Below are 24,421 nucleotides of genomic sequence, written 5' to 3' on the forward strand. Positions count from 1 at the left end.
GGCGGGGTCGGCGGGGCGATGATGACCGGGACCCCCGAGGGGCGGCGCGCGCCGGTGATCCGGACGAGCTCCGGATCGCCAGGGCGGACCCGGTCGTCGGCGGGCCGGATGCCCGCGTCCCTGAGCAGTTGCGCGGTCTCCCGGCGCTGGTGGGACAGGACCAGGGTGACCACGGTGCCCGACGCGCCCGCGCGGGCCGTGCGGCCGCCGCGGTGCAGGTAGTCCTTCGGGTCGGTCGGCGGGTCGACGTTGACGACCAGGTCGAGATCGTCGACGTGGATGCCGCGGGCCGCGACGTTCGTCGCGATCAGTGCGGTGACCTCGCCCCGCTTGAACTGGTCCAGGACCCGGTTGCGCTGCGGCTGGGACTTGCCGCCGTGCAGGGCCGCCGCGCGGACGCCGTTGGCGAGCAGGTCCTTGGCGAGCTTGTCGGTGGCGCGCTTGGTGTCCACGAACATGATCACGCGGCCGTCCCGGGCCGCGATCTCCAGCGTCACGTCGCGCTTGTGCTCGTCGTTCACGTAGAGCACGTGGTGCTCCATGCTGGTGACGGCGCCCGCGCTCGGGTCGACGGAGTGCGTGACCGGGTCGTTCAGGAAGCGGCGGACCAGCCGGTCCACGTTCTGGTCGAGCGTGGCCGAGAACAGCAGCCGCTGCCCGTCCGGGCGGACCTGCTCCAGCAGGGCCGTGACCTGCGGCAGAAAGCCCATGTCGGCCATCTGGTCGGCCTCGTCCAGCACGGTGATCGCGACGCGGTCGAGCCGGACGTCGCCGCGGTCCAACAGGTCCCGCAGGCGGCCCGGGGTGGCGATGAGCACCTCGACGCCGCGCTTCATCTCGCCCGCCTGGCGTCCGATCGACAGTCCGCCGACGACGGTGGCGAGGCGCAGGTTGACGGCCGTGGCGTAGGGGGTGAGCGCGGTGGCGACCTGCTGGGCCAGCTCGCGGGTCGGCACCAGCACCAGGGCCAGCGGCGCCTTGGCCTCGGCGCGGCTGCCCGCCGTCCGGGCCAGCAGGGCGAGGCCGAAGGCGAGCGTCTTGCCGGAGCCGGTCCGGCCGCGGCCGAGCACGTCGCGCCCCGCGAGTGCGTTCGGCAGCGTGGCGCCCTGGATCGGGAACGGCTCGGTGACGCCCTCGCGGACCAGCGTCGCCTGCAGCGCGCGCGGCAGGTCCATCTCCGCGAAGGTCGCGGCGGCCGGAAGGCCCGGCGTCTGCGGAGCCGCCACCTCGAAGTCACCCTGCGCGGCGATCACCGCGCGCTTCACGGGGCGCCGCTTCGGCGCGCCGTAGGACTGACCACCGCGCCGCTGGCCGCCTTCCGCGTTCGCACGCTGACCACCGCCGCGCTTCTTGCCCGCTCGCTCCTCCGGGGAGAGCGGCCGGCCGAACCGGGTAGCCGGACGCTGGTCGTTGGACCGGTTGGTGCGGTGGTTCACGGCAGACCTTCCACAAGAAGCCACGAAAAAGCCCTGTGGGCCCGGCCGAGCGGCCGGGCCCACAGAGTCGAAGTAGCGGGGACAGGATTTGAACCTGCGACCTCTGGGTTATGAGCCCAGCGAGCTACCGAGCTGCTCCACCCCGCGTCGTTGGATCAACCGTAACAGAGTCCGGCCCGGTCGGTGGGGTCGCCGGACGTGACGGCACTCACCCTTCGCTGTGCCCTGCCGTGCTAGGGCAGCCCGCAGACCGTGCTCGACGCGGACCTGCGCGGTCAGGTCGCCTCCGGGATCGTCACCCGGGCCGGACGGGTCTGCCTGTGCATGTCCGCCGAGCGCGGCGACGGATCCTGGGACACCCTCGACCCGGCGCCGGCCCGGCTGAGAAGCCGTCAGGTGCTCATCGACACCGGCGGGGGCCACGGCGTCGGCGGCGGTGACGGGCGCGACGGCTTCGGCTACGCCACCGGCTTCGCGGGCGTCGGCGTCCGCTCGGCCACCGTCCACTGCGACGGCTACGACACCACCGCCCTGGTCCGCGGCGGCCGTTGGACCGCCTGGTGGCCGCTGCGCTTCTCCGACGGCGTGGGGGACGGCACCGTCACCATCACCTGCGCCGACGGCACGAGCCGCACCGTCCCGCAGGCCCAGCTGTACCGGCGGTAGGCCGGGGGGTCAGCGCGTCCGGGCGGGGGAGCCCGCGCGGAGGCGCTGCTGGATATGCCGCGGCATCAGCGGCGTGTGCCCGCACAGGACGTCGAGGAAGACCGCGGCGACCGGGTCGGGATCGGTCCTGGTGTAGGCGGTCAGCGGACGCCGGATCGGGGGATCGGGGCGCAGCACCGTGCCGGGGAAGTGGGGCGGCAGGGTGTTCGCCGGGACCAGGGTGGGGCCGAGACCCGCAGCCGCGTAGTTGGCGGCGGAGGGCGCCTGCTCCGTGCGGACCGCGACGCGCGGGTGGAAGCCCGCCGCGGCGCAGGCGTGCTCCAGGAGCTCCGCCAGGCCGCTGTCCGGGGTGAAGTGCACCCACTCCCGCTCCGCGAGGTCGGCCAGCCGGACGCGCGGCGCGTGGTCGAGGGCGGCCACCGGATCGCCCGCTCGGGTGACGACCAGGAACTCCTCGGCGCCGACGTCACGCACGGGGCCCTCCCAGTCCGCCGGGGGCGGCCCGAGGGCGATGTCGGCCTGACCCGCCGCCATGGCGGCGGTGAGGTCGTCCGTGTGGCGGTGCTCGAAGAGGCGGACGCGCACGCCCGGATACCGCTCCCGCCAGGCCCCGAGCGCGACCGGCAGGACGCCGACGCTGAGCGAGTAGAGCGTGGCGAGGTGGAGTTCGCCGGTGGCGATCCCGGCGGCGCGGCGGGCCGCGGTGGCAGCGCGTTCGGCGTCGGCGAGGGCTGCGCGGGCATGCGGGAGCATGGCCCGTCCGGCCGGGGTGAGCCGCACCGCGCGGGGCAGCCGTTCCAGCAGCGCAGCGCCGACCTCGCGTTCCAGGGCCTGGAACTGGTGCGAGAGACCTGGCTGGGTGATGTGGAGGCGTTCCGCGGCGCGGGTGAACGAGCCCTCGTCGACGATGGTCACGAGGTATTCGAGCTGTCGCAGCGTCGCCATGCGCCCAGCTTATGGGTTCGATTGAAATCTTTCCTTGGACGCATGAGTCGGGTGCTCCGCAGGATGGGATCCGTCCGGTTGACCCGCACGCCAACAAGGAGCACTCCGATGTCCGACAGTCCACTCCACCCGTCCCCGGAGCCTCCGTGACCACCGCAGATCCCGGTCCCGCCCTCACCGTCGGCAACATCGCCCTGTCCTTCCACCGCGCCGCCGCGGCCCTCACCCGACGGGTGCTGGAGGCCCACGGCCACCGCACCACCGGCGTCGAGGCGCCGCACGAGCAGCTGTTCCGGCTCCAGGCGGAGGGGAGGGTCGACGTCCTGGTCTCCGCCTGGCTGCCCGACAGCCACGACGTCTACCTGGCCGGCTACCGCGAGCGCGCGCTGGTGCTCGGCGCGCACTACCACCCGTACTGCGTGTGGGCGGTGCCGCCCTACGTCCCGAACGAGGCGGTCGCCGAGGTGGCTGATCTCGCCCGATCGGAGGTGGCCGCGCGGATGACGCGGGCCATCGACGGCATCAACCCCGGGGCGGGCATCAGCCGCTTCTCCGCCCGGATGGTGGGGGAGTACGGCCTGGACCGTGTCGGCTACACCTTCACCCCCGGCACCGAGGCGTCCTTCACGGCCCGCGTCGAACGGGGGATCGCCGAGCGAGAGTGGTTCGTGATCCCGCTGTGGCGGCCGCAGTACCTCAACCGCCTGCACGGCCTGCGGCCGCTCGCGGAGCCAAGGGGCCTGCTCGGCGCGGTCGACGCGGCGAGCCCCGTGGTGCACCGCGCGGCGCTGTCGCGCGTCCGCACCGACGCCCTCGTCCGCCTCGACGGCCTACGCCTCGGCAACGAGGCCATCGAGGAGCTCGACACCTGGATCAACGCCGACGGCCTGACCCCGCTCGCCGCCGCCGACCGCTATCTCGCCGCCCATCCCGACCTGCTCGCCTGAGCACCACCCGCACCCCCTTGAGGAGAAGCAGCCATGAGTGACACCCCGGCCCCGACGATGCCCGCCGTCGGCTACCGCGCGAGCCTGCCGATCGACCACCCCGACAGCCTGCTCGACCTCGACCTGCCGGTGCCCCGTCCCGGCCCGCGCGACCTCCTGGTCCGGGTGGAGGCCGTTGCGGTCAACCCCGTGGACTACAAGGTCCGCCAGAACGCGGACCCGGGCGAGGAGCCGAGGGTGCTCGGGTGGGACGCCTCGGGCACCGTCGTCGGCGTCGGCGCGGACGTCGAGCTCTTCGAGGTCGGCGACGAGGTCTTCTACGCGGGCGCGCTCGACCGGCCCGGCGCGAACAGCCGCTTCCACACGGTGGACGAACGCCTGGTGGGCCGCAAGCCCGCGACCCTGACGCACGCCGAGGCCGCGGCGCTGCCGCTGACCTCGCTCACCGCCTGGGAGGGGCTCTTCGAGCGCCTCGGGCTGCGGGCCGGCGGCGTGGAGCAGGAGGGGACCCTGCTGGTGACCGCCGCCGCGGGCGGGGTGGGCTCCGTCGTGACGCAGCTGGCCCGGGCGCTGACCGGGCTGACCGTGATCGGGACCGCCTCCCGTCCCGAGACGGTTGAGTTCGCGCGCCGGATGGGAGCGCACCACGTCGTCGACCACCGTCAGCCGCTGGTCGGGCAGCTGGCCGAGGCCGCCCCCGGTGGCGTGGACCACGTCTTCGGCACGGTCGGCACCGACCGCAACCTCGCGGCCTACGCCGAGGTGCTCAACCCCTTCGGCGGGATCGTGGCCGTCGACGACTTCGACACCCTCGACATCGGGCTGCTCAAGGCGAAGAGCATCGCGTTCCACTGGGAGTTCATGTTCACCCGCTCGATGTTCCACACCCGTGACCAGCTGATGCAGCACCGCATCCTGAACGAGGTCGCCAGGCTGGTCGACGCGGGCGTGCTCACCACCACCGCCACCGCGGACCTCGGGCCCGTCAACGCCGCCAACCTGCGTGAGGCCCACCGGATCCTGGAGGCGGGCACGGCCGTCGGCAAGCTGACGCTCAGCGGCTTCTGACCTGCGCCGGGCGCGTCCCGGTCACCGTGAGGGCGGTCGCCTGCGGCCCGTTCGCGAGTCGTGTAACGACAGCCCGGCGGTGGTGCCGTGGGGGGCGCGCGAGGAACCGCGGCGGTGACCATCTGCCCGACGTGGCGGGCACGGACCTGCGCCGGGTGCTGTCGCCGGAGACCGGGCTCGTGCTGGTGACCCTCGGCGCCCTCCCGCCGGTGGCCGGGCGCACCGGCGTCCGGCAGGTGCTGGTGGCGGACACCGACGCCCCCGTCGGTGGCTTCGACGCCGTGGTGGCAGACCCCGACCGGCTCGCGGCGGCGCGCTTCGGCCTGGCCGCGGGCCGCATCATGATCCGCCCGGACGGCTACGTCGGCGCGGTCGCCGACGGCGCCGACGTAGCCGTCCGGTCACGGCCTACCCGGCCCTGACGACCCACCTCGGGTAGGCCACCCCGTGGCCGCGGCCGCCGTTCTCAGGCGGCTGCGGCGGTGGCGGAATCGGTCAGGCCTTGCGCGGCACCCAGACGACCGCGTGGAACGGGCCGTTGGCATTGACCGGGGCGGCGGGGGCGAGAGCCGCGCTGCCCGCCACGACGCCGTCGCAGTTGACCTGCGCCGCGGAGGAGTTGAGGCCGCCAAGGGCGGGCAGGTAGGTGAAGTCGCCGGTGTCGACGCGGGCGAGGAAGGCGAGCGAGTTGGGGGCGAAGTCGTCGCCGACCATGAGGTTGCCGGAGATCTGGTCGACCTGGGTGACCCCGCTGCCTGGGCCGACCGTGCGGGTGGCGTGCGTGGTGAGGTCGAAGGTGGTGGACAGCTCGCTGTCCCCGCCGACAGCGGTGTTCCCGCTCACCAGCTCGCCGGTGAGCAGGTGGAATCCCAGGTCCGTCCGGGTGCCGGTGCGCAGGTCGTAGGCGTACCCGCTGTAGCCGTTGCCGGCCGTCCGGGACTGGCCGACCACGACGGAACCGCTGACGTCGTTGGCGGTGCTGGACGTCCCGCCCAGCGTGCCCAGGTCGGTCATCGTCCCGGTGCGCAGGTCGTACGCGAATCCGTGGGTGCCGGGCGCGTTCGGCAGGGAGGAGTCGCCCACCACGATCGCCCCGCTGACGGCCGCCGCCGTGCTGCCGCCCGTCGCACCGGCGAGGGAGCCGAGGTCGGTCATGGTGTCGGTGCGCAGGTCGTAGGCGAAGGCGTGGCTGACCTGGTCGCCCGGCAGCGACGAGGTCCCCACCACGGTGTGGCCGCTCAGGCCGGTGACGGTGGTGGTGCTGCCGCCCAGCGTGCCGAGGTCGGCCAGGTGGTGGGTCCGGAGGTCGTACGCGAACCCGTGGGTCGGACCGCCGTTGCCGAGGTCCGAGGTGCCGACGACGAAGTTCCCCGCCACGCCGGTCGCCTGGCTGGACCCGCCGAGCGTGCCGAGGTCGGTCATGGTGTGGCGGCGCAGGTCGTAGGCGAAGGCGTGTTCGGCGGGGTCGCCGCTGGTCTGGGAGCTGCCGACGACCGTGCGGTCGTCGATGGCGGTGGCCGTGCTGCTGGTGCCCCCCAGCGTGCCGAGGTCCTGCACGGTGTACTGCGCGGACGGCGCGGCCGCCCCTGCCGACGACGCCCCGGCCGACGACGCGTCGGCCGCGGACGCGGGGCCCGCGCCGAGGGCGACCAGCCCCGTGAAGGCCAGCGTGCAGGCGCGTAAGCGAGTCATTCCCATGGTGCCCCCCTGAAACGGAATCGACCGATCGGTCGAAGGAACGAGAACGAGCACGTCACGACGGGCCCGTCGTGCCCTCTCCCTGGACACGGCCGGACCCGGGTGATCCAGCCTTCACTTCTACAGCAGCTCCAGTGAACCCACCAGTGCGCGTGCTCGCGTCAACAGGCGCGTCAGAGACAGAAGTCGACTGCTCCGGTGTCCAGCGAGTAGTACGCGCCGACGACGTGGGCGCGGCCGGTGCGCTCGAACGGCTCAAGAATCGGGTCGTGCTCCAACTGGCGCACGGTCAAACGGATCTGGGCGCGGACCGTGTTGTCGACCTGGTCGCCGGGCAGCCCCTTGGCGGCCTCGTAGGCAGGGCGCAGCGCGTCCAGCACGTCCTTGAGATGGGCGGGCGCCTCCTCACCGGCGTTCAGCGTCTCCACGGCGAAGGTCACCGCGCCGCAGCGCTGGTGGCCCATCACGACGAGCAGCGGCGTCAGCGACTCCTCCACGCCGTACTCGACCGCGCCCTGCACCAGGCCGTCGTTGGTCTGCGCCGCGGTGCGCACCACGAACAGGTCACCGACGCCGCGGTCGAACACGATCTCCGGGGGAACGCGCGAGTCGATGCAGGAGAAGACCGTCGCCAGCGGGTGCTGACCGGCCGCGACCTCCTCGCGGCGCGCCACGGTCTGGTTCGGGTGCCGCAGCCGCCCGGTGACCCAGCGCCGGTTGCCGTCCTCGAGGATGCGCAGCACACGGTCCGGCGTGAGCGGGCGGCCGTCCGCCGCGTCCGCGTCGAGCGCCGGGAGCGCGTCCGCCGGGGTGGCCGCCCACAGCGGGGCCGCGGCGAGCCCGGCCGCTCCTGCCGCTCCGGCGGCCAGGAAGCTGCGCCGCGTCCGCGAAGCCCGGCTGACCTGGGACGGCTCTACGGGCTCGGACATGGGGCAGCTCCTTCGGTCGAGCGAAGTCGGTTCGCGTGCTCCGAGTATGGGCAGCTCGGCTGCCGACGCTTCGTCATGGCTCTTGGTCGGCAGCGGATTTCACCCGTACGGCAGGCTTCGGGGTGACAACGTTGCCATGCCGCTGCGAGGGTGCCTATGACGTCGCGTCAGATGTGGTTGGAGGCCTTGACGGTGTCCGGTGCCGCGTGAGTCACTGCCGCAGTGTCAACGATGACAACGATGTCGATGCTCTTACCCCGTCAACCCCGTCAACCCCGTCGGTCCCGTCGCTCCCGTCGGACGCTCGCCGCGACCGTCGCCGCCGCGCTGATCGTGGCGTTCGCCCCAGCCGCCGCCCAGGCGGCCCCCGCACCCGCCCCCGCTCCCGTCGCCGACCCGGCGGCGCTGGTCGATCCGATGGTCGGGACCGGAAGCGGCGGCGCCGTCGTCGGCCAGGTCGACACCTTTCCCGGCGCCGACATGCCGTTCGGCATGATCCAGTGGAGCCCCGACACCCCGTCACGCCCCGACGGCGGCGGCTACAACGTGGCCGACTCCACGATCACCGGCTTCAGCCTCACCCATCTGTCCGGCCCCGGATGCCCGATCGCAGGAGACTTCCCCATCCTGCCGACGGCCGGCGCGCTGCCGGCCGACCCCGACTCCGCCGCCGCGGCGCTGGAGCGCACGTCGCAGAGCGCGCACCCGGGCTCCTACGCGGTGACCGCCGGCGGTGTGCACACCCGGCTGGCCGTCACCGCGCGCACCGGCGTCGCCGACTTCACCTACCCGTCCTCCCCGCAGGCCCACCTGCTGGTGAAGGTCGCGGACAGCGCCAACGGCAGCTCCTCCGCCGACTTCCGCACCGTCGGCGACCGCGAGATCACCGGCACGGTCACCAGCGGCCACTTCTGCGGCCAGCCGAACAGCTACACGGTGCACTTCGCCGCCCGCTTCGACCGGCCGTTCACGGCCTCCGGCACCTGGGGTGGGACCAGCTCCGCCCACGTCGCCACGTCGGCGGGCAGCACCAGCGTGAGCGAGCGCGGCAGGCAGCTCCCGAGGTCCAAGGACTACCCGAGCGCCGAGGGCGCGGGGCCCGCAGGCGCCACCCAGGGCTCCGGCGTCGTCGCAGGCGGCTGGCTCACCTTCAACACCACCAGGAACGCGCACGTCGGCATGCAGGTCGCCGTCTCGTACGTGAGCGTCCAGGGCGCGCTGGACAACCTGAACGCCGAGGCGCGCACGTACGACGTCGGCAAGGTCGCCGCCGCGGCCGAGGCCGCGTGGAACCGGCAGCTGCGCACCATCTCCGTCGCCGGAGGCAGCCGCACCGCGCAGGCGACCTTCTACACGGCGCTGTACCACGCCTCGTTGGAGCCGAGCCTGTTCAGCGACGCCGACGGCCGCTACCTCGGCTTCGACGACAAGGTCCACCACGCGCCGCGCGGGCACGCCCAGTACGCCAACTACTCCGGCTGGGACATCTACCGCTCGCAGACCCCGCTGCTGGCCACCATCGATCCGCACGTGGCCGCCGACATGGCGACCTCGCTGCTCGACGACGCCGCCCAGGGCGGCTCCCTGCCCAAGTGGCCCTCGGCCAACGGCTACACCGGCGTCATGAACGGCGACTCCGCCGATCCGATCCTCGCCGACACCTACGCCTTCGGCGCACGCGGCTTCGACGCCGCGACCGCCCTCACCGACATGGTGAAGGGAGCCGACGGCACCACCGGGCCGCCCGGCCAGGGCTGGTACGTCGAGCGACCCAACGGCGCCGCGTACGTCAAGGACGGGTACGTGCCGAACGTCGGCTCCGACTCGATCAGCCCGGTGCCCAACGGCGCCTCCGAGACACTGGAGTACGCCCTCGACGACTTCTCCGTCTCGCGGCTCGCGCAGAGCCTCGGTCGGACGTCGGACGCCGCGGCGTTCACGAAGCGCTCGCAGAACTGGGCGAACGTCTTCGACACCGCGAACGGCTACGTCGAGCCGCGCGACGCCGCTGGCGCCTTCCCCTCCGGGCCGCCGGTGAAGGTCTCGGGCTTCGGCCAGAACGGCTTCCAGGAGGGCAACGCCGCCCAGTACACCTGGATGGTGCCGCAGAACCTCGCGGGCCTGGTCCAGGGCCTCGGCGGCAGGCAGGCGACCGCCAAGCGGCTGGACGCCTACTTCACCCGGCTCAACGCGGGACCCGACGCGCCCTACCAGTGGCAGGGCAACGAGATCGCGCTCGACACCCCCTGGGTCTACGACAGCATCGGCCAGCCCTGGAAGACGCAGTCGGTCGTCCGGCGCGTGATGAGCGGGCTGTACTCGCTCACCCCGGGCGGCGAACCCGGCAACGACGACCTCGGTGCGATGAGCTCGTGGTACGTGTGGGCCGCCCTCGGGGTGTACCCGCAGACGCCGGGCGTGCCGATGATGGTGCTCGGCGCGCCCGAGTTCCCCCGGGCCACCGTCCACGGCGCGTACGGCGACCTGACCATCGACGCCCAGGGCGCGGGTGACGCGTACGTGAAGGCCCTGCGCGTCGACGGGCGGGTCACCGGCCGCACCTGGATCGACCTCACCAAGGCGCGCCGGCTGGACTACACGCTCTCCGCCACCCCGGACACCGGCTGGGGAGCGGAAACCGCCGACGCCCCGCCGTCCTTTCCGGCCGGTCCGGTGCGGTTCCCGCCGAGCACCAGCGCGGCACTGAGCCTGACTCCCGGTCAGGTGCGCCTCGCCCCCGGGGCCGGCGCGACCGTGACGGTCACCGTCGACAACACCCTCGGCTCCCGCCCCGCGACGGTCTCCTGGAACGCCACCGCTCCCTCCGGCCTGTCCGTCAGCCCGGCCGCGACCACGGTCACCGCCCAGCCGGGCGGCACGGTCCGGACGGCGGTGACGATCGCCGCGCCTGCGGGCGCCACCACCGGCTACTACCAAGTCGCCTTCGCCGCCCACGCGTCCGACGGCGCGCTCATCCCGAACGCGTCGCTGCTGACCACGGTCGCCCGGCCCGGCGAGTCCATCCCGACCGCTTACGTGTCGAACTACAGCGACAACACGGTGACCCCGGTCGACACCCGCACCCACAACGCGGGCCCGGCCGTCCCCGTGGGCGGCGGTCCGGACGGCATGGCGGTCGCGGGCGGCGACCTGTTCGTCGCGAACAACAACAGCAACGACGTCACCGTGATCGACACCACGACCAATGCCGTGGTCAAGACCGTCCCCGTCGGCAACGTGGCGGCCGACGTGGCCGCCACCCCGGACGGCAGGACGGTGTGGGTCACCGACTTCGGCGACGGCACCGTCCGGCCGATCGACGTGGCGACCCTCACCGCAGGCGCGCCGATCACCGTGGGCAGCCAGCCGGAACGGCTTGCCGTCAGCCCCGACGGCACCCGGCTGTGGGTGGCGAACCAGGGCAGCGGCACGGTCAGCGAGATCGACCTGGCGACCCGCGCCGTCGCGCACACCGTCGCGGTCGGCGCGGCCCCCTTCGGCGTGGCGGTCACCCCCGACAGCAGCCGCGTCTACGTCTCCGACGGCGGGGCCTCCTCGGTGTCCGTCATCAGCGCCGCCACGGCCACGGTGACGGCGACGGTCCCGACCGGCGCCGGCCCCCAGTACGTCGCCGTCACCCCGGACGGCGCCACGGCGTACGTCGCGGACTCCGGCGCGGGCGGCATCACCCCGATCACGCTCGCGACCGACACGGCCGGACCCTTCATCCCCACCGGATCGGGCGCCTACGGTGTCGGCTTCAGCCCGGACGGGTCCACGGCCTGGGTGGTGGACTCCAACACCGACCAGGCCGTCCCCGTCGCCGTCTCCACATCCACCCCTGGCTCACCGGTCACCGTCGGCAACGTCCCCGACGGCGTCCTCGTGGTCGGCTGAACGTTCACCTGACCCGGCCGATCCCTCCTGCCCCGGCGCGACGATCGCCGACCCTCATGAGGTCCCGATGCGTCGGGGCAGCGGGGGAGTTGCTGGCCGGTGGACGCACAGGGCTGCGGACGCGTCTCGGCGGTGCGTCACGGGACGGCGTGAAGCCGCAGCTCAAAACCGGTGTCATCCCGTGTGTGCTGCCGTCACCTGCCCGGCGGGTCTCGGCTCCTGCCCATCGAGGCCGGGAGTCTGGCTGTGCCCTCGGCGAGGTCAGGGGCGGCGGGGTGCGGAGCCTTCGCCGGCGGTAGCCGCGGCCCCGGCCGACGCGGCGGCGAAGCCGGGGGCGGCCGCGTGCGTGTTCGTGCACGGCACCACGGGTGAGCAGGGCACCAGGATCGAGATCGAGGACTGATCTCGTCCTCGTGCACGGCACCACGGGTGAGCAGGGCACCAGGATCGAGATCGAGGACTGATCTCGTCCGACACGGTGCTCCGGGCGGCGGCGGCCTGCCGGAGCACCGTCGTTCGGCCCCTGTGCCCGGCCCAAGGCCGGGCCACGGGACGGGGATGGCGCGATCTGCGCCGAGTGGGCTCGCGTCAGTGGCCCCGGGCGATCCACTCCTGGAGGTGGGGCGCCTCGGCGGCGATCGTGGTGGTGGGGCCGTGGCCGGTGCGGACCAGGGTGTCCGGAGGGAGGGTCAGCAGCCGGTCGGCGATGGAGCGGACGATGGTGGGGAAGTCCGAGAAGGACCGCCCCGTGGCGCCCGGGCCGCCCGCGAAGAGCGTGTCGCCGGTGAAGACGGTGGCGAGGGCCGGCGCGTGGAGGCAGACCGCGCCGGGCGCGTGGCCCGGCGTGTGCAGGACGTGGAGATCGGTGTCTGCGACGGTGAGGACGGCGCCGTCCGCCAGGTCACGGTCGGGCAGCCGGGACGGGTGGGTCTGCTGCCACAGCGGCAGGTCGTCCGGATGCAGCAGGATCGGGGCGCCGGTGCGGTCGGCCACCTCCGGCGCCGCGTTGACGTGGTCGTTGTGCGCGTGCGTGCACACCACCGCGGTGACCTCGCGCTCGCCCACGGCGCGCAGGATCGCCTCGGCGTCGTGGGCCGGGTCGACGACCACGACGGCCTGGTCGTCGCCGACCAGCCACACGTTGTTGTCCACAGCCCAGCTGCCGCCGTCCAGGGTGAAGACGCCCGAGGTCTGCAGATGCTCCACACGGGCAGCCATCAGAAGACCACCACCGAGCGCAGCACGTCGCCGTCGTGCATCCGCGCGAAGGCCTGCTCGACCTGGTCCAGCGCGATGGTCTCGGTCACGAAGGCGTCGAGGTCCAGCCGGCCCTGGAGGTAGAGGTCGATCAGCATCGGGAAGTCGCGCGAGGGCAGGCAGTCGCCGTACCAGGAGGACTTCAGCGCGCCGCCGCGGCCGAAGACGTCCAGCAGCGGCAGCTCCAGCCGCATCTCCGGTGTCGGCACGCCGACCAGGACGACCGTGCCAGCCAGGTCGCGGGCGTAGAACGCCTGCCGGTAGGTCTCGGGCCGGCCGACCGCCTCGATGACGACGTCCGCGCCGAAGCCGCCGGTCAGCGCTTGGATCGCCTCGACGACGTCGCCCTGCCCGGGACCGGACAGGACGGTGTGGGTGGCGCCGAGCCGCTCGGCGGTCGCCAGCTTCCGCGCGTCCACGTCGACCGCGATGATCTTCGAGGCTCCGGCGAGCCGGGAGCCCATGATCGCCGCGCCGCCGACCCCGCCGCAGCCGATCACGGCGACGCTGTCGCCGCGGCCGACGTTCCCGGTGTTGATCGCTGCGCCCAGCCCGGCCATCACGCCGCAGCCCAGCAGACCGGCCACCGCCGGGGACGCCGCCGGGTCGACCTTGGTGCACTGTCCGGCCGCGACCAGTGTCTTCTCCGCGAACGCGCCGATGCCGAGCGCGGGGGAGAGCTCCTGCCCGGTCTCGGCCAGCGTCATCTTCTGCCGGGCGTTGTGGGTGTTGAAGCAGTACCACGGCCGCCCGCGCAGACAGGCGCGGCACTGGCCGCAGACCGCGCGCCAGTTGAGGATGACGAAGTCACCCGGCGCGACCTCGGTCACCCCCTCGCCGACCGACTCCACGATCCCGGCGGCCTCGTGTCCCAGCAGGAACGGAAAGTCGTCGTTGATGCCGCCCTCGCGGTAGTGCAGGTCGGTGTGGCACACCCCGCAGGCCTGCACGGCGACGACCGCCTCACCGGGGCCGGGGTCGGGCACGACGATCGTCTCCATGCGCACGGGCTCGCCCTTGCCGGGCGCGACGACTCCTCGGACCTGCTGCGGCATGACGTGACACCTTTCGTTGCGGGTGGTCGCTTACGGGCGGTCAGTCGCGGAGCTTACCCGTGACCCACTCATGGAAGGCCCCGATGTGGTGCTCGCTCGGCACCAGCACACCACCGTGCGCGTAGGCGCGCGAGTCCATGGCGGGCTGGCAGCGCTCGCAGGCCTCGAAGTCCTGGGTGTTGACCCGGTGGAACAGCTCCACGGAACGGTCCAGGTCGGCGCCGGAGTCCACGACGTCCTTCAGGAACAGCCAGTCACACTCGACGACCGTGCGGTCGGCGGCCAGCGGGATCATCCGAAGCACGATCACGTGGTCGGGCACGAGGTTGACGAACACCTGCGGCTTGACCGTGATGGCGTAGTAGCGGCGGTCCTGCTCCTCGGTGACGCCCGGGATCCGCGCGACACCCGCGCTGCCGTCCACGGTGAAGCCCTCCGCCTCGTCGGCGAACTCCGCTCCGTGGCCCACGTAGTACTGCGCCGCGAAACCGGCCTTGAACTCCGGGAGCATGTCGGTCAGCTCCGGGTGGATGGTGGCGCAGTGGTAGCACTCCATGAAGTTCTCGACGATGAGTTTCCAGTTGGCGCGCACGTCGTAGCGGATCCGCCGGCCCACGGCGAGCTCGTCGGCCTGGTAGTGGTCGATCGCCTTGGGGTCGCCGAGCCGCTCCGTCGCGGCGCCGACCACGTCCTCCTCGAAGGACGGTGCCTCCTCCGCCAGACAGACCCAGACGTACCCCAGCCACTCGCGGACGTGGACGCCCACCAGCCCGTAGGCGGTGCGGTCGACGTCCGGCATGCTGGTGAGGTTGGGCGCGGCGACCAGTTTGCCGTCCAGGCCGTAGGTCCAGGCGTGGTACGGGCACTGGAAGGCGCGTTTCACCTCGCCCGCCTCCTGCGTGCACAGGCGGGCGCCGCGGTGCCGGCAGATGTTGAGGAAGGCCTTCACCGCCCCCTCCCGGGTCCGGGTCACCAGCACGCTCTCCCGCCCCACCTGCACGGTGCGGAACCTCCCCGGCGCGTCCAGCTCGGAGGCGCGGACGGCGCAGAACCACATCCGCTCGAAGATCTTCTCCTGCTCCAGGGCGAAGACCTGCGGATCGGTGTACGCGGAGCCGGGGAGGGTCGGGATCAGACTGGCGGGCAGTTCGGTCGCGGTCACGGCGATCACCTTTCGACGGCGAAACAGTCAGGGGCCTGTGCGGTGTCCCTAGGCGCGGATGCGAGCCATCCCCGGATCGAACAGAGGCTCTGCGGCGACCACCGCCGGCAGCACCTCGCCGAAGTACTCGACGCCCACCCGGGTGCCGGGCGCGGCCAGCGACGCGGGAAGCCACGCGTACGCGATGGACCTGCTGATCGTGTAGCCGTAGGCCGCGCTCGTGACGTAGCCGACCGGCGCGCCGCCGTCCGCACGGACCGGCTCCTTGCCCATGACCACCGCGTGCGGGTCGTCCAGCAGCAGCGGGACCAGCCGCCGGGCCGCCGTCTCCTCGCCGAGGCCGGCCAGCGCCTCGCGGCCGAGGAAGTCGCCCTTGTCCATCCGGACCGCGAAGCCGAGGCCCGCCTCGTACGGGTTGTGTTCCGCCGTCAGGTCGGCGCCCCAGGAGCGGTAGCCCTTCTCCAGCCGGAGGCTGTTGAACGCGCTGCGCCCGGCCGCCACGACGCCGAGCCGCTGCCCGGCCTCCCACAGCGTGTCCCACAGCCGCTGCCCGGCGTCCGCGGTGGTGTAGAGCTCCCAGCCCAGCTCGCCCACGTAGGAAAGCCGCATGGCCGTGACCGGCACCTCGCCGACGTAGGCCTGCTTCGCCTTGAAGTAGCCGAAGCCGCGGTGCGAGAAGTCGGCCTCCGTCAGCGGCTGGACCAGCTCGCGGGCGAGCGGGCCCCACACGCCCACGCAGCAGGTGCCGCCGGTGATGTCCCGGACCTGGACGGGAGAGCCGTCCGGCAGGTGCCGCGTCAGCCAGTCGAGGTCCAGGTTGCCGTTCGCGCCGACCTGGAAGCGGTCCGGGCCGAGGCGCGCCACCGTCAGGTCGCTGCGCACGCCGCCCGACGCGTCGAGGAGCAGGGTGTAGGTGACCGCGCCGACCGGCTTGTCCAGTTGGTTGGTCGTCAGGCGCTGGAGGAGGTCCAGCGCCCCCGGGCCGGAGACCTCGAGACGCTTGAGCGGCGTCATGTCGTACAGCGCGACACGCGACCGCGTGGCCAGCGCCTCGGCCCCGGCGATCGGCGACCAGTACCGTGACGCCCACGCGTTGCGCCCCGGGATCCCGGCCGTCTCCCCCGCTGCCGTCAGCAGGGAGGCGTTGGCCTCGAACCAGTGCGGCCGCTCCCAGCCGGAGGCCTCCAGGAACACCGCGCCCAACTCCCGTTGCCGGGCGTGGAACGGGCTCACCCGCAGCGGACGGGGCTCCTGCATCGGCTGCAGCGGGTGGATGATGTCGTAGACCTCGACGAAGTTCTGGCAGCTGCGCCGGTGCACGTACGACGGCGCGAGCTGGACCTGCTCGAAGCGGTTGAGGTCGCACTCGTGCAGGTCGGTCTGGGACCGGCCGTCGACCAGCCACTGGGCCATCGCCCTCGCCACGCCCGCCGAGTGGGTCACCCAGACCGCCTCCGCCACCCAGAAGCCGCGCAGTTCGGGCGCCTCACCCAGCAGCGGGAAACCGTCGGGGGTGAACGAGAAGACGCCGTTGAAGCCCTCCTCCACCTTGGTCGAGGCGAGCGCGGGCAGCAGGGTCCGCGCGTCGAGCCAGGACGGCTCGAAGTCCTCCTCGGTGAAGGGCCGCACCGAGGGCATCACCGGGCCGCCGGGCGCGGCGATCCCGTCGAGGTCGACGGGCAGTGGGCGGTGCGCGTAGGAGCCGATGCCGACGCGGTCCGCGTGCTCGCGGAAGTAGAGGTCGCGGTCCTGGTGCCGCAGGATCGGCTTGGAGGCCTCCAGCAGCTCGGAGTTGTGCCCGGCCAGCGCCGCGAGCGGGGTGGACCGCGCGTACTGGTGCGCCATCGGCACCAGCGGCACGGTGAGCCCGGCCATGGCGCCCAGCTTCGGCCCCCAGAACCCGGCGCAGGAGACCACGACGTCGGCGGGGAAGGAGCCGTGTTCGGTGGTCACGGCGGTGACCCGGCCGCCGCCGGACTCGATGCCGGTCACCGCGTGGTGGCCGAGGAAGCGCGCGCCGCGGCCGGTCGCCAGGCGGGCCTGGGCCTCGGCCGCGCGCAGCGCCTTGGCCAGCCCGTCGTCGGGGGTGTGCAGGCCGCCCAGCACCTGTCGGCGGTCGAGCAACGGGTGCAGCTCCACGCAGCGGGCCGCGTCGACGAGTTCGGCCCGCACGCCCCAGGAGGCGGCGTAGCCGTGCTTGCGCTTCAGCTCCTCGACGCGCTCCGGCGTCGTGGCCACCTCCAGGCCGCCGACCTGGCGGAAGCACCACTGCCCGTCGAGGGTCAGCGCCGTGTACTTGTCGACGGTGTACTGGGCGAACTCGGTCATCGTCTTCGAGGAGTTGGTCTGGAAGACGAGACCGGGCGCGTGGGAGCTGGAGCCGCCGGTGGCGAAGAGGGGCCCCTGTTCGAGGACGGTGACGTCGGTCCAGCCGCGCGCGGTGAGCTCGTCCGCCAGCGCACAGCCCACGATCCCGGCGCCGACGATCACGACTTTCGGATGAGCGGTCAAGTGATCCGTCCCCTCGGGGAGTTGGGAGATCCACCCTGACTGTTGCCTATGACGCAATGAATTGCGCGATGTGAAACAGACTCGGTTCCGGGGCAGTGCCTGTCAAGACTCCCGGCAGCTGTCAGCCCCCTTGACACCCTGTTTGCACCACTTCCATACTCGGCGGCACGTTGCGAATGAAGGTAAATGTTGCCTATCGCGCAACAATGCGAGGAGGCGGCTGGTCATGCGGCCCGTGGTTCGCACCACTTCCCTGTTCATCGACGGCACCTGGACCGCGGCCGCGGACGGTCGCGAACGGATCGTCACCAACCCTTTCGACGCGAGCGATCTGGCGACCGTGGCGGAGGCCTCGGCCGCCGACGTGGACCGGGCGGTGCGGGCGGCCCGCGCCGCCTTCGACGCGGGCGCCTGGGCGTACGCGCCGGCCGCGCGCCGTGCCGCGGTTCTGACCGCCACCGCCGACGCGCTGCAGGAGCACCGCGAGGAGCTGGCCCGGCTGGAGACCCTCGACACCGGCAAGACCCTGGCCGAGAGCCGCTTCGACGTCGACGACTCCACGGCGGTGCTGCGCTACTACGCCGCGCTGGTCACCACCGAGACCGGCCGCACCGTCGACACCGGCCGCCTGGACGCGGTCAGCCGCGTCGTCCACGAGCCGGTCGGCGTCTGCGCGTTGATCACCCCGTGGAACTACCCGCTGCTGCAGATCACCTGGAAGCTCGCCCCGGCGCTGGCGGCGGGCAACACCGTCGTCGCCAAGCCCAGCGAGGTCACCCCGCTTACCACGATCCGCCTGTTCGAGCTGCTCCAGGAGCGGCTGGACGAGTCGGGCGCGCCGGCCGGCACGGCCAACCTCCTCACCGGCGGCGGCGCCGTGGGCGCGGCGCTGGCCGAGCATCCGGCGGTGGACCTGGTCTCCTTCACCGGGGGCCTGGCCACCGGACGGTCCGTGATGCGTGCGGCGGCCGAGACGGTCAAGAAGGTGGCCCTGGAACTCGGCGGCAAGAACCCCAACATCGTCTTCGCCGACGCCGATCTCGACACGGCCGTCGACTACGCGCTCACCGCGGCCTTCCTCCACTCCGGCCAGGTCTGCTCGGCCGGCTCCCGGCTGCTGCTGCAGCGCGGCGGGCACGAGGAGTTCGTCGCGGAGCTGGCCCGCCGCGCCGACCGGATCCGGCTCGGCGACGGCCTCGCCAAGGGCGCCGAGTGCGGCCCGCTGGTCTCCGCCGAGCACCGGGCGAAGGTGGAGCGCCACCTTGAGGGTGCGCTCGCCGAGGGCGCCGTGCTTCGCGCGGGCGGCGTCCGCCCGGGCGAACCGGAGCTCCAGGCCGGGTACTTCCTGCGTCCGACCGTGCTGACCGGCTGCCACCCCGGCATGGCGGTGGTCCGCGAGGAGGTCTTCGGCCCGGTGCTGACCGTCGAGCTGTTCGACGAGGAGGACGAGGCCGTCGCCCTCGCCAACGACACCCCCTACGGGCTGGCCGGGGCCGTGTGGACGAAGGACGCCGGGCGCGCCGAACGCGTCGCGCAGCGCCTGCGTCTCGGCACCGTCTGGATCAACGACTACCACCCCTATGTGCCGCAGGCCGAGTGGGGCGGTTTCAAGCAGTCCGGCACCGGCCGCGAGCTCGGCCCCTCCGGCCTGCGCGAGTACCAGGAGACCAAGCACGTCTGGCGCACGCTCGATCCCGCGCCCCAGTACTGGTTCGCCGACTGACGGCCCATCAGGCCCAAGCGATTCCCGCACCGCACAGCGCCGCGTCACCGTCTCTGGAGCGCCCATGAGCACCTCAGGAAAGACCGCCGTCCCCAGACAACCAGGCCAGGACACGCATGATCTGGCCCGCTTCGGCTACCGGCAGGAGCTGGAGCGGTCGCTGGGCTCCTTCTCCAGCTTCGCCGCCGGCTTCAGCTACATCTCCATCATGACCGGCGTCTTCCAGCTCTTCGGCTTCGGCTTCGGCGCGGGCGGTCCGGCCTTCATCTGGTCCTGGCCACTGGTCTTCCTCGGCCAGCTGGCCGTCGCGCTCTGCTTCGCCGAGATGGCCGGCCAGTTCCCGCTGGCCGGTGGCGTCTACCAGTGGTCCAAGCAGATCGCCCGCCCGGTCACCTCGTGGATGTCCGGCTGGATCATGGCCATCGGCGCGGTCGTGACCGCCGCGGCCGTCGCCGTCGCCTACCAGGTGATCCTGCCCCAGGTGTCCCTCGCCTTCGAGATCGTGGGCGGCGCCGCCGACGCCGGGCAGACCACGACGCCGAACGGGGCGAAGAACGCGATCCTGCTGGCGCTGGGCCTGGTGGTGTTCACCACCCTCGTCAACATCGTCGGCGTACGGCTGATGGCGAAGATCAACAACTTCGGCGTGGCGGTCGAGCTCATCGGCGTCACCCTGCTGATCGTCATGCTGGCCGTCCACATCCACCGCGGACCGCAGGTCGTCCTGAAGACCGCGGGCACCGGGGCCGGCCACTCCGCGGGCTACCTCGGCGCCTTCCTGGTCGCCTCCATCATGAGCGCCTACGTCTTCTACGGCTTCGACACGGCGGGCTCCCTCGCCGAGGAGACCAAGGAGCCGCGGCGGCACGCCCCGCGCGCCATCATCCGCGCGCTCACCGCCGCGTTCCTGGCGGGCGGACTGCTGATGCTGGTCGGCATGATGGCCGTCGGCGACATCAACGCCCAGCAGCTGGGCACCCTGGGCATGCCGTACCTGCTCAAGTCCACCCTCGGCACGGGCCTGGGCGACGCGTTCCTGGTCTGCTCGGCCATCGCCATCACCGTGTGCTGCCTCGCGGTCCAGACAGCCGCGATCCGGCTCCTGTTCGCCATGGCCCGGGACGGGCGGCTGCCCTTCGGCAAGGCCATCGCCAAGGTCTCCCCGCGCTCCAAGACGCCTGTGGTGCCGGCGCTGGTCACCGGAGTGCTGACGATCGCGCTGCTGGTGGTCAACATCGGCAACCAGCGCGTGTTCTACATCCTCACCTCGGTCGCGATCATCCTGTTCTACATCCCTTACCTGATGGTCACCGGCCCGATGCTGCTGCGTCGCCTGCGCGGCGAGTGGCCCCGCCCGGACCACGGCCCCTACCTCAACCTCGGCCGGTGGGGCACCCCGGTGAACGCCTTCGCCGTCCTGTACGGCGCGGCCATGACGGTCAACCTGGCCTGGCCCCGGGCGTCGGTCTACGGGAGCGACCACTGGTACTACCAGTGGGGCGCGATCGTCTTCACCGCCGTGATCACCGCGGTGGGCCTGGGCCTCTACCTGCGCTACCGCCGCGGCGTGGCCGCGACCGCCCCGCTGGAACTCGTCCCCGAAGCCTGAACTTTCGCCCCGCCGGGTGGGTGCACGTCGGCGCACCCCCCGGCGGCCCGGGCAGGCCCGGCAGGATTCGAACCCACATCACCCGGGTTGGAGCCGGGCGTTCTGCCGTTGAACTACAGGCCCTCGGTGGGCTCCCCACGGTCGCGTGGAGCCGTGCGCGTCAACCCTCGGGCTGACGACCCCGCGGAAGATGAGGAAACCTACACGGTGCGGTACGACGTGGTTGGCCTGGCAGGACTTGAACCCGCCGCCTCCCGGTTCGTAGCCGGGCGCTCTGTCCGACTGAGCTACAGGCCAGTGAAGTCCGCTGGTCCGCGTCCTTCGTGGTGCTCTCAGCCTACGAATCGAACAGGTGGTGAGCCAAAGGGTTTTCCCTCAGTCGATCCCGAGCACGGGCAGGCACTCCGCGACGCCGGACAGCTCGATGTCGTCCCGGCGGGTTCGCTCCCACCGGTCCCGGGTGAGCCGCCAGCGCTGGATCTGCGCGGGCTCACCGCGGCGGGTGTCCCAGTCGGTGCCGTTGGGTTCGTAGCCCAGCGCGCGGGAGACGTGGTTGGACGCCGCGTTGTCGACGAACGCGTCGCTGCCCGCCTCACGGGCGCCCAGCCCGGCGAAGGCCAACTGCACGACGGCTGACCGCATTTCCTTGCCCAGCCCCTGTCCCCGGCTGGCGGGGACCAGCCAGGAGAAGCTGTGCACCGTGCCGAACCGGGTGAAGTCCGTGCCGATCAGGTCCTGCATGCCGACGGGTTCGCCGTCGACCAGCACGACGAAGTACAGCCGCCACGCGTCCGGGCTCACCCGGGCGCGACCGGCCCAGATGCCGCGCAGCCAGCGCCATTCGCGTTCCGGACTGTCGGCGTAGAACGAGCTCGGGTCGTCGAACGGCCACGGCTCGACGTCGGCGACCCCGGCCCGTACCAGCGGCACGAGACGCTCCAGCAGCTCGTCGGAGGCGCCGGCCAACGTCAGGCGGGGCGTGCGGACTTCGACGTTCAGCGGGGGATAGGTGGAGGCCACGTCCCGACGGTAGCCAGGCCGCCAGACCGCCGCATCCGAATTCCCGCGCGCGGGAGCTCCTCATCGGGTCGGCACGTACCCCAGGCGGGCGGAGACCTCCTCGGCGGCGTCGCGGACCGCCTTGGCGACCTCGGCCAGGCGGGGTTTGGCAAGACGGAAGGACGGGCCGGACGCGCTGATCGCCGCCACGACCTGGCCGTTGTGCGCGAAGACCGGCGCTGCGACCGCGTTCAGGCCGGTCTCCAACTCCTCTACCGTGCATGCGTAGCCGTCCTTGCGGGCGGCGTCGAGCTGCTTGCGCAGGCGTTCCGGATCGGTGACGGTGCGCGCGGTGAAGCGCTCCAGCGGCTCGCCCAGCCGCTGCGTCAGCGCCGGCTCCGGCAGGTGCGCGAGCAGCACCTTGCCGCTGGACGTGGCGTGCAGTGGCGTCCGCTGGCCGACCCAGTTGTGGGTCGTGATCGCCGAAGGACCGAGCACCTGCTCGATGTTGACCGCCGCGTCGACGTCCAGGATCGCGACGTTGATGGTCTCCGCGACCGCGACCGCGAGGCGCTCGCAGACCGGGCGGCTCTGCTGCGAGAGGTCCAACCGCACCGTCGCCGCGCCCGCGAGGCGGACCAGGCCGAGGCCGAGGCGGTACTTGCCGCGCTCGCCGGGCTGTTCGACCAGCCCGCGCAGCTCCAGAGCCGCAACCAGCCGGAACGCCGTGGACTTGTGCACACCGAGCTCGGCGGCGATCTCGGTGACGCCGGCCTCGCCGCGGGCGGCGAGGAGTTCGAGGATCGTGACGGCCCGGTCCACGGACTGCACCGGGGACTCGGTGGGCTGCACTCTGTTGCTCATGGCGCAACATTATGCCTCCGCTCCCGGCGTGCGCCGCCCTGCCGGACCTCTTGACAGTACTTCAGCGCGGGGAAACCATGTTGCGTATACCGCATCCTGTTGCGTGATACGCGACACTCTGGAGGTTCCGAGTGATCACGGTCTGCCGGATCGAAGACCTGCCCCCCGGAGAGGCCCTCCGTGTGACGGAGGGCGTTCCCGCCCCCATCGCCGTCTTCAACGCCGACGGCGTCCTCTACGCCGTGGACGACACCTGCACGCACCAGGACGCGTCCCTGGCGGACGGCTGGCTCGAAGGATGCCTGGTCGAGTGCCCGCTGCACGCCAGCTCCTTCGACCTGCGCACCGGCCGGCCGACCTGCCCGCCCGCGAAGGCCGCGCTGCGCACCCACCGCGTCCAGGTCGTCGACGGTCTGGTGCTGCTCCACGTCGCCGCGCACGTCACCGGTGACGTCGCCGTCGCTGAGCCCGCATGAGAAGCGTCCTCGTCGTCGGGGCCTCGCTCGCGGGCCTCGGCGCCGTCCGCGCGCTGCGCGAGGAGGGCTACGCGGGGGCGATCACAGTCGTGGGCGAGGAGCGGCGACTGCCCTACGACCGACCGCCCCTGTCCAAGGGGTTCCTGACGGGCGAGCAGGACGCGGAGGCCCTCGCGCTCGGCGACGCCGAGGAGTACCGGGATCTCGCGGCCGACTGGCGGCTCGGCGTGCGAGCCGTGCGGCTCGACCCGGCGGCGCGGACGGTGACGCTGTCCGACGGGCGCGAACTCGGCTCCGACGCCGTGGTGATCGCGACCGGCGCCACCGCGCGGACCCTCCCGGGCTCCCGCGGGCTCGCCGGCGTGCACACCCTGCGCACCCTGGACGACGCCCGCGCGCTGCGCGCCGATCTCACCACCGGCCGACCCGCCGTCGCCGTCGTGGGCGCCGGCTTCGTCGGCGCCGAGGTGGCCTCCTCCGCGCGCTCCCTGGGGCTGGACGTCACCGTGATCGAGGCCGCCGAGGCGCCACTGGAGCGGGCACTGGGGCCGGAGATGGGCCTCGTCTGCGCCTCCCTCCACGCGGACCACGGCGTCCGGCTGCTCTGCGGGGTCGGCGTCGCCGGACTGGAGGGAGCGGACCGGGTCACCGGCGTGCGGCTGGCGGACGGCCGGCTCGTCCCGGCCGACGTCGTCGTGGTCGGCGTCGGGGCCTGCCCCGCGACGGACTGGCTCGACGGGTCAGGGCTCAGGATCGAGGACGGAGTCATCTGCGACGCGGGCTGCGCGACGGACGTCCCGAATGTGGTGGCGGTCGGCGACGTCGCCCGCTGCCTCGACCTGTTCACCGGCGACCACGCCCGCGTCGAGCACTGGACCAGCGCCACCGAGCAGCCTCGCACGGCCGTGCGCACCCTGCTGACCGGCCTCTCCGCGCCGGGACCGGTCACCGCGCCGTATTTCTGGTCCGACCAGTACCGCAGCCGCATCCAGTTCGCCGGACACGTCCGGCCCGGCGACGTGCCGCAGGTCGTCCAGGGCGACCTGGACAGCCGCTGCTTCGCGGCCGTCTACCACCGCCGGGACCGGCCCGTCGCCGTGCTGGCGGTCGATCAGGCGCGGGCCTTCGGCCGGCTGCGCCGCACCCTCAGCCCCGCCGTCGCCCTTCCCCGCCCCGCCT

Annotated in this window: 19 protein-coding genes and 3 tRNA genes; 9 read left to right on the forward strand and 13 right to left on the reverse strand. The window is 72.8% G+C overall.

Going from position 1 to position 24,421, the window contains the following annotated elements:
• Together TR48_RS06100 and TR48_RS06105 are read right to left on the reverse strand one after the other, a co-directional pair.
• On the reverse strand, nt 1-1,436 hold a 1,436-nt coding region (locus TR48_RS06100; RefSeq protein ID WP_439654440.1), incomplete at its 3' end, for a DEAD/DEAH box helicase.
• 73 nt (nt 1,437-1,509) lie between these two features.
• Nucleotides 1,510-1,583 (reverse strand) — tRNA-Met (locus TR48_RS06105).
• A gap of 105 nt (nt 1,584-1,688) precedes the next feature.
• Here TR48_RS06105 and TR48_RS06110 point away from each other — a divergent pair.
• Nucleotides 1,689-2,102, forward strand: coding sequence for a hypothetical protein (locus TR48_RS06110; RefSeq protein WP_042364832.1), 414 nt, complete (start codon nt 1,689-1,691; stop codon nt 2,100-2,102).
• A 9-nt stretch (nt 2,103-2,111) separates the two neighbouring features.
• On the opposite strand, the gene TR48_RS06115 is transcribed toward TR48_RS06110, so the two are convergent.
• Nucleotides 2,112-3,047: a LysR family transcriptional regulator gene (locus TR48_RS06115; RefSeq protein WP_042364833.1), complete on the reverse strand. Its 936-nt coding sequence runs from the start codon at nt 3,045-3,047 to the stop codon at nt 2,112-2,114.
• Nucleotides 3,048-3,193: 146 nt separating this feature from the next.
• Here TR48_RS06115 and TR48_RS06120 point away from each other — a divergent pair, with 146 nt between their 5' ends.
• The 3 genes from TR48_RS06120 to TR48_RS06130 all read left to right on the forward strand — a co-directional run bounded on the left by TR48_RS06120 (nt 3,194) and on the right by TR48_RS06130 (nt 5,484).
• The gene (locus TR48_RS06120) at nt 3,194-3,994 is read left to right on the forward strand and encodes a glycine betaine ABC transporter substrate-binding protein (RefSeq protein WP_042364834.1); all 801 of its coding nucleotides are present in this window, start codon (nt 3,194-3,196) and stop codon (nt 3,992-3,994) included.
• A gap of 33 nt (nt 3,995-4,027) precedes the next feature.
• The gene (locus TR48_RS06125; RefSeq protein ID WP_042364835.1) at nt 4,028-5,062 is read left to right on the forward strand and encodes a zinc-binding alcohol dehydrogenase family protein; all 1,035 of its coding nucleotides are present in this window, start codon (nt 4,028-4,030) and stop codon (nt 5,060-5,062) included.
• A 131-nt stretch (nt 5,063-5,193) separates the two neighbouring features.
• On the forward strand, nt 5,194-5,484 hold the full coding sequence (locus TR48_RS06130) for a hypothetical protein (RefSeq protein WP_042364836.1): 291 nt from the start codon (nt 5,194-5,196) through the stop codon (nt 5,482-5,484).
• 73 nt (nt 5,485-5,557) lie between these two features.
• Here the strand turns inward: TR48_RS06130 and TR48_RS38620 are convergent, their stop codons facing one another.
• Together TR48_RS38620 and TR48_RS06140 are read right to left on the reverse strand one after the other, a co-directional pair.
• Entirely contained in the window at nt 5,558-6,760 is a 1,203-nt protein-coding gene (locus TR48_RS38620) for a hypothetical protein (RefSeq protein ID WP_084728881.1), read from the reverse strand.
• A 173-nt stretch (nt 6,761-6,933) separates the two neighbouring features.
• Nucleotides 6,934-7,689, reverse strand: a complete 756-nt coding sequence (locus tag TR48_RS06140) for a carbonic anhydrase (protein WP_052442432.1) — start codon at nt 7,687-7,689, stop codon at nt 6,934-6,936.
• A gap of 246 nt (nt 7,690-7,935) precedes the next feature.
• Between TR48_RS06140 and TR48_RS06145 the strand changes: the two genes are divergently transcribed.
• On the forward strand, nt 7,936-11,586 hold the full coding sequence (locus tag TR48_RS06145) for a GH92 family glycosyl hydrolase (protein WP_161789783.1): 3,651 nt from the start codon (nt 7,936-7,938) through the stop codon (nt 11,584-11,586).
• Between the two features lie 588 nt (nt 11,587-12,174).
• Here TR48_RS06145 and TR48_RS06150 read toward each other — a convergent pair.
• From TR48_RS06150 to TR48_RS06165, 4 genes are read right to left on the reverse strand one after another with little or no spacing between them, the layout of a single operon-like run.
• The gene (locus TR48_RS06150; protein WP_042364837.1) at nt 12,175-12,804 is read right to left on the reverse strand and encodes an MBL fold metallo-hydrolase; all 630 of its coding nucleotides are present in this window, start codon (nt 12,802-12,804) and stop codon (nt 12,175-12,177) included.
• Complete coding sequence (locus TR48_RS06155; protein WP_042364838.1) at nt 12,804-13,898, reverse strand: S-(hydroxymethyl)mycothiol dehydrogenase; 1,095 nt, start codon at nt 13,896-13,898, stop codon at nt 12,804-12,806. Before TR48_RS06155 ends, TR48_RS06150 begins: the two co-directional genes overlap by 1 nt.
• A gap of 40 nt (nt 13,899-13,938) precedes the next feature.
• The gene (locus tag TR48_RS06160) at nt 13,939-15,060 is read right to left on the reverse strand and encodes an aromatic ring-hydroxylating oxygenase subunit alpha (protein ID WP_042364894.1); all 1,122 of its coding nucleotides are present in this window, start codon (nt 15,058-15,060) and stop codon (nt 13,939-13,941) included.
• Between the two features lie 48 nt (nt 15,061-15,108).
• Complete coding sequence (locus tag TR48_RS06165) at nt 15,109-17,571, reverse strand: GcvT family protein (protein WP_042364839.1); 2,463 nt, start codon at nt 17,569-17,571, stop codon at nt 15,109-15,111.
• Nucleotides 17,572-17,797: 226 nt separating this feature from the next.
• Here TR48_RS06165 and TR48_RS06170 point away from each other — a divergent pair, with 226 nt between their 5' ends.
• Together TR48_RS06170 and TR48_RS06175 are read left to right on the forward strand one after the other, a co-directional pair.
• A complete protein-coding gene (locus TR48_RS06170) occupies nt 17,798-19,294 on the forward strand; it encodes an aldehyde dehydrogenase family protein (RefSeq protein WP_042364840.1) in 1,497 nt (498 codons plus the stop codon).
• 64 nt (nt 19,295-19,358) lie between these two features.
• Nucleotides 19,359-20,903 (forward strand): APC family permease, encoded by a 1,545-nt coding sequence (locus TR48_RS06175; protein ID WP_042364841.1) that lies wholly within the window; start codon nt 19,359-19,361, stop codon nt 20,901-20,903.
• A 52-nt stretch (nt 20,904-20,955) separates the two neighbouring features.
• Here the strand turns inward: TR48_RS06175 and TR48_RS06180 are convergent.
• The 4 genes from TR48_RS06180 to TR48_RS06195 form a co-directional block, all read right to left on the reverse strand.
• A tRNA-Trp gene (locus TR48_RS06180) sits at nt 20,956-21,026 on the reverse strand.
• 97 nt (nt 21,027-21,123) lie between these two features.
• Nucleotides 21,124-21,200: transfer RNA gene (locus TR48_RS06185), tRNA-Arg, on the reverse strand.
• Nucleotides 21,201-21,278: 78 nt separating this feature from the next.
• Nucleotides 21,279-21,923: a GNAT family N-acetyltransferase gene (locus tag TR48_RS06190; protein ID WP_042364842.1), complete on the reverse strand. Its 645-nt coding sequence runs from the start codon at nt 21,921-21,923 to the stop codon at nt 21,279-21,281.
• A 60-nt stretch (nt 21,924-21,983) separates the two neighbouring features.
• Nucleotides 21,984-22,766, reverse strand: coding sequence for an IclR family transcriptional regulator (locus tag TR48_RS06195; protein WP_236652029.1), 783 nt, complete (start codon nt 22,764-22,766; stop codon nt 21,984-21,986).
• Between the two features lie 131 nt (nt 22,767-22,897).
• Between TR48_RS06195 and TR48_RS06200 the strand changes: the two genes are divergently transcribed.
• Nucleotides 22,898-23,242 carry a bifunctional 3-phenylpropionate/cinnamic acid dioxygenase ferredoxin subunit gene (locus tag TR48_RS06200; RefSeq protein ID WP_042364843.1) on the forward strand — a complete coding sequence of 115 codons (345 nt, stop codon included), beginning with the start codon at nt 22,898-22,900 and terminating at the stop codon, nt 23,240-23,242.
• Nucleotides 23,239-24,421: NAD(P)/FAD-dependent oxidoreductase (locus tag TR48_RS06205; protein ID WP_042364844.1), on the forward strand; the 1,183-nt coding region annotated here is incomplete at its 3' end. The genes TR48_RS06200 and TR48_RS06205, both read left to right, overlap by 4 nt.

The sequence above is a fragment of the Streptacidiphilus neutrinimicus genome, assembly GCF_000787815.1.
Lineage (GTDB): Bacteria > Actinomycetota > Actinomycetes > Streptomycetales > Streptomycetaceae > Streptacidiphilus > Streptacidiphilus neutrinimicus.